Annotated in this window: 5 protein-coding genes; 2 read left to right on the top strand and 3 right to left on the bottom strand. The window is 72.6% G+C overall.

Translation table 11 applies throughout. The features are described from left to right. Positions 1-946 (top strand): LamG domain-containing protein (locus tag KBX53_RS21560; protein ID WP_247675996.1); only part of this gene is annotated, 946 nt, incomplete at its 5' end. Positions 947-983: 37 nt separating this feature from the next. Continuing rightward, positions 984-3107 (top strand): PQQ-dependent sugar dehydrogenase, encoded by a 2124-nt coding sequence (locus KBX53_RS21555; RefSeq protein WP_309140825.1) that lies wholly within the window; start codon positions 984-986, stop codon positions 3105-3107. Here the strand turns inward: KBX53_RS21555 and KBX53_RS21550 are convergent. The 3 genes from KBX53_RS21550 to KBX53_RS21540 form a co-directional block, all read right to left on the bottom strand. After that, positions 3104-3835 carry a GntR family transcriptional regulator gene (locus KBX53_RS21550; RefSeq protein WP_210861263.1) on the bottom strand — a complete coding sequence of 244 codons (732 nt, stop codon included), beginning with the start codon at positions 3833-3835 and terminating at the stop codon, positions 3104-3106. The two genes, KBX53_RS21555 and KBX53_RS21550, sit on opposite strands and share 4 nt — an antisense overlap. A gap of 57 nt (positions 3836-3892) precedes the next feature. After that, positions 3893-4615 carry a tryptophan synthase subunit alpha gene (gene trpA, locus KBX53_RS21545; RefSeq protein ID WP_210861261.1) on the bottom strand — a complete coding sequence of 241 codons (723 nt, stop codon included), beginning with the start codon at positions 4613-4615 and terminating at the stop codon, positions 3893-3895. After that, a partial coding sequence (locus tag KBX53_RS21540; protein ID WP_210861260.1) for a pyridoxal-phosphate dependent enzyme occupies positions 4612-5139 on the bottom strand: 528 nt, incomplete at its 5' end. The genes trpA and KBX53_RS21540, both read right to left, overlap by 4 nt.

Below are 5139 nucleotides of genomic sequence, written 5' to 3'. Positions count from 1 at the left end.
GTCCACTGCCCGACGAGCGGCCGTCTCCCTGCTGGCGATCGGCGTCCTGGCCGGTGTGGGCACGCCACCGGCACAGGCGGACCGGCACACCTCGCCCGACGTCCACCCGGCGCTGCGCACGCATCTGGTCGCCGCGTACGACTTCGACCACCCGGTGCCCGGCGACCCGGCCCTGGAACGCGACCAGGGCCGTTCCGGCACCGAGATCGAGCTGGTCAACGGCGGCGCGGCGATGCGGGTGCCGGACCACGCCTACCGGGGCAGCCGCAACGCGGTGCAGACCCGCCAGGTCGACCCCACTGGTGCCGGCAACGACGACTGGAAGGCCGGCACCTGGTCGGCCAGCGGGGTGCGGACGCTGCGCGCCTTCAGCGCCACCGCCGGCACCACGGTGATGGGCTGGTTCAAGCTGAACATGGACAGCCCGCTGCCCAACTCCACCACCGCCGACCCGGACGACAGGTACAACGCCATCGGTCTGGCCGGGGTGCTGACCGGCGACTCCGACGGCCACGGCGTCCGCGCCCTGCTGGAGCTGATCGACGTCGACGGGCAGGTGCGCCTCGTCGCGCTCGGCCGGCGGCTCGACGGCGGCAACTCGCAGACCTTCGCCGCCACCCAGGACTGGCGCGAGCTGCTGCCGGTGGGGCAGTGGGTGCACCTGGCCGCCACTTTCGACTTCGACACCGGCGCGCTCGCCCTCTACCGCAACGGTGAACCGGTGGACGGCTTCTACACCCGCACCGACGACCCGTGGCTGGTGTCCGGACCCGGCCCGCACCTGACCAGCGCGTCCGACCCCCGGGGCATCAAGATCGGCGGCAGCTTCCCGCAGGACACGGTGGAACGCAACCCGTGCGACTGCCGGATGGACGGCCTGATGTTCCTCGACAGTGTGGTCTCCGCGAACGACGTACGGAGGCAGTACCGCCACCTTGCCCGCTGACCACCCTCGGCACCGTCCCACCGAGAAGGAGACACGCGTGCGCACAGTGCACCGCCGCGCCGGCACCACCCCCCGGCTAACAGTGAGGGCCGGCCTCACCGCCCTCGTGCTGATCCTGTCCACACTGGTCGCCACGCCCGCACGGGCCGCCGACGCGGTCTACGACCCGATCCCCGAGATGCCGACCCAGTCCCGACTCGGGCTGGTGCTCAGCGAGTACGCCAGCTTCCCGCAGTCGTACCCCACGCCGGCGCCGACCGACGCGCGGCTCATGCGTACCGCGCGGATCAACACCATCATGGAGGTGCCCGACGGCTCCGGCCGACGGGCGGTGCCCGACCTCAACGGCAGCCTCTACCTCGTCGAGAATGGTGTGCCGCACGTCTACCTGGACGTGGCCGCGACGTTCGCGCCGCGGTTCTTCTCCGGTCGTGGGCTCGGCCAGGGCTTCGGGTATGTCGCGTTCCATCCGGAGTTCGGGGTGAACGGCCGGTTCTACACCATCCACACCGAGTTGGCGTCGACGACGACCGCCGTACCGGACTACGCCCAGCCCAACACGCTCTTCCACGGCGTCATCATCGAGTGGACGGCGACCGACCCGGGCGCCGCCACCTTCGCCGGTACGCACCGCGAGGTGCTGCGCATCGGCTTCGGCGGCCAGGTGCACGGCATCCAGGAAATCAACTTCAACCCCACTGCCAAGCGCCACGACCGCGACTACGGCCTGCTGTACCTCGCCGTCGGCGACGGCGGGCAGGGCGCGCGCAACACCGACCCGCAGAACCTGGCGGTGCCGCACGGCAAGCTGCTGCGGATCGACCCCCGGGGCACCAACGCCGCGAACGGGCGCTACGGCATCCCACCGGGGAACCCGTTCGTCGGGCGGGCGGGCGCGCTCGGCGAGCTCTACGCGGTGGGTTTCCGGGACCCGCACCGGTTCAGCTGGGACCGGGCGACCGGTCGGATGTACCTCGGGCACATCGGTGAACACGCCGTCGAGGCGATCTACGAGGTCCGTGCCGGGGACAACTTCGGCTGGAGCGAGCGGGAAGGCTCATTCGTCTTCGACAAGACGGCCACCAACCCCTGCGACCGGCTGCTCCCGCTGCCCGCCGACGACGCCAGCTACGGCTACACCTATCCCGTCGCCGCGTACGACCACGACCCCGCCGCCGGCTGGAACTGCACCGACGACGTCGGTGTCGCGGTGGCCGGTGGTTTCGTCTACCGGGGGCGGACGCTGCCCGCGCTGCGCGGCAAGTACGTCTTCGGTGACCTGGTCGACGGCCGGGTGTTCTACACCGAGGCCAACGAGATGCGCCGGGGCCGGGGTCTGGCCACCATCCACCAGCTCGCCCTCTTCGACCCGGCGGGAACCCCGGTCCGGATGCGCGACCTGTCCGCGCCGGGTGCGCCCGGCGATCCCAATCGGGTTGACCTGCGCTTCGGCACCGACGCCGCCGGTGAGCTCTACGTCGTCGCGAAGGCCAACGGGAAGGTCTGGAAGGTGACCGGCACCACCGGGTACGCCAGCGGCGACGTCGGGGACGTCACGCTGCGCCGCACCGCCGGGGCGGCCAACTGGGCGCCGGTGACGCCGGCGAAGTGGCGGTTCGCAGGCGACCAGGTCATCCTGGCCGAGGCCGGGGAGAGCCGGCCGGGTCCGCGCCGACCCTTCGAGTACGCCGTGCTGACCGCCGGACCGGCGTGGTCGTCGGTGCGGGTGGACGCTCAGGTACGGCTCGACACACCGGTGGAGGTCAGCAACCGGGACGTGATCATCGTCTTCGGCTGGCGCTCGGACACCGAGTTCTACTACGCCCACCTCTCCACCGACAACACGATCTATCCGCACAACGGCATCTTCAAGGTGGACAACGCCGACCGGGAACGCATCGACCACCAGTGGAACGGCCGGTCCCGGGGCGCGAACCCGGCGATCACCGATGCCCGGTGGCACCGGGTGCGGGTGGTGCACCTGCCGGCCACCGGCGAGATCGCCGTCTACGTCGACGGAGACCGGGACCCGCTGTTGACCGCGAAGGACACCACGTTCGGCGCGGGGCGGGTCGGCTTCGGGTCGTTCGACAACGTGGGCCGAGTGCGCGACCTGACCGTCACCGGCACACCAGCCGGCACCGGGTCAATGGCGGGCTAGACCGCGCCGTAGTGCAGGGACAGCCCGGTGGCGGCCCGGTCGGCGGTGATCTGCATCATGCTGCCCACCATCGTCGCCCGGTCCGTCACCAGGGCCGTCCCGTCGGGCGCGTAGGTGATCCGGTCGCTGACCAGCACCGGCGCTCCCTCGGCCTCGTCCAGATGCCGGGCCACGTCGACGCTCAACACCTCCGGCCGGATCGTCTCCGAGGCCCGGGCCACCGTCACGCCGAGGTCGGCCAGGGCCGCGTACAGCGACGTGCCGGTGAAGTCCACGTCGTGCAACCGGCTCGCGTGCGGCTCGCGTACCCAGGAAATCTGGTGAATGGCGCGGCGGCCGGCGAACGCGCGGACCCGCTCGAGGCGCAGACCCGTCTCGGCCTCGCGGACCCGCAGCCGGGCCGCGACGCGTGCGGGCAGCCGGCGCTGCGCGCGGGAGAGCACCGTCGTGTGGACCTCGTGGCCCTGCTCACGCAGGTCGTCGCCGAAGCTCCGCAAGGATCCCAGCTGGTACGCCGCGGGCGACGGCGCGACGTAGGTGCCCTTGCCGGGCCGCTGGACGATCAGCCCTTCGGCGCTCAGTTCGCGCAGGGCCTGCCGCAGTGTCATCACCGTGACGCCGTACGCCGCGCTCAGCTCGCGTTGCGCGGGCAGCGCGTCGCCCGGCCGGTAGTGGCCGTCGCGGATCTTGGCGGCGAGGTCGGCGGCGATGGCCCGATAGCGTGCCACTGGTCTGCCTCCCGATGCGTCGACTGTCCGCCCCCCGTCGTCGACGGCCACCGCCGATCATCGCACGGGGGCCACCGGCGACAGCGCGGCCCGCAGCGACGCCACGAAGGCCCCGACCTCGGCGGGGTTCGCGCCGTCGAGGATGCGCCGCATGACGGCCGCGCCGACGATGACGCCGTCGGCTGCCGCCGCCGCCTCGGCCGCCTGCTGCGGGGTCGAGATGCCGAAGCCCACCAGCACGGGCAGGTCGGTGACCTGCTTGAGCCGGGCGGCCAGCAGGACGGCCGAGGGCGCGAGCCGGTCACGTTCGCCGGTCGTGCCCATGACCGACACGGCGTACACGAAACCCTGACTGCGCCGGCCGATCTCGGCGAGCCGGTCGTCCGGCGTGGCGGGTGAGGCGAGCAGACTCACCTGGACGCCCGGCACGTGCAACCCGGCCAGCTCGTCGAGGGGCAGGTCGGGCACGATCAGCCCGGTCACCCCGGCCGCCGCGAGCGCGTCGCCGAACCCGGGCCGCAGCGCGATGTTGGCGTACGTGCTGGCGACCAGGGGGATGCCCACCCGCGTTCCGGCGAGGTCCGCCAGGACCGAGGCGGGCGTGGTGCCCCGGGCCAGCGCCGCGTCCGAGGCTTCCTGGATGGTGGGGCCGTCCACAGTGGGATCGGAGAACGGCAGCCCGACCTCGATCATGTCGGCCCCGGCGTGCGCGAAGGCGCTCAGGAAGGCCGTCCAACCGGGCACGATCCCGCCGGTGATGTAGGGCATCAACAGCTTCATCCGAGGTCCGCCTCCGCGATCAGGGTGGTCACGTCCTTGTCGCCGCGCCCCGAGAGGGTGACGAGCACTGTCGACCCGCTGGGCAGCTCCGGTGTGCCGGCGGCGCGAACGACCCAGGCGAGCGCGTGGGCCGACTCGATGGCGGGCAGCACGCCCTCGGCCCGCGCGAGCCGGACGGCGGCCGCGATCGCCTCCCCGTCGGATGCGGTGACGTACCGGGCGCGCCCCAGATCGCGCAGGTACGCGTGCTCGGGGCCGACGCCCGGGTAGTCCAGCCCGGCCGCGATCGAGTGCGCCTCCCTGATCTGCCCGTGCTCGTCCTGCAGGAACAGCGACCGGAAGCCGTGCAGAACGCCGACCTCCCCGTTCGCCGCGCCGGAGCCGCCTTCGGCTTCGACCCCGACGAGCTTCGCCGACGTCTCGACGAACCCGGCGAACGTGCCGGCCGCGTTGCTGCCGCCGCCGACGCAGGCGACCACGTAGTCGGGGGTGGCAGCGGGCAGTTCGGCCGCGCACTGCTGTCG

The organism is Micromonospora sp. M51, from assembly GCF_018070305.1.
GTDB classification, from domain to species: domain Bacteria; phylum Actinomycetota; class Actinomycetes; order Mycobacteriales; family Micromonosporaceae; genus Micromonospora; species Micromonospora parva.
The sequence above is the reverse complement of the archived record's forward strand: the minus strand, read 5'-3'. Positions and strand labels throughout refer to the sequence as shown.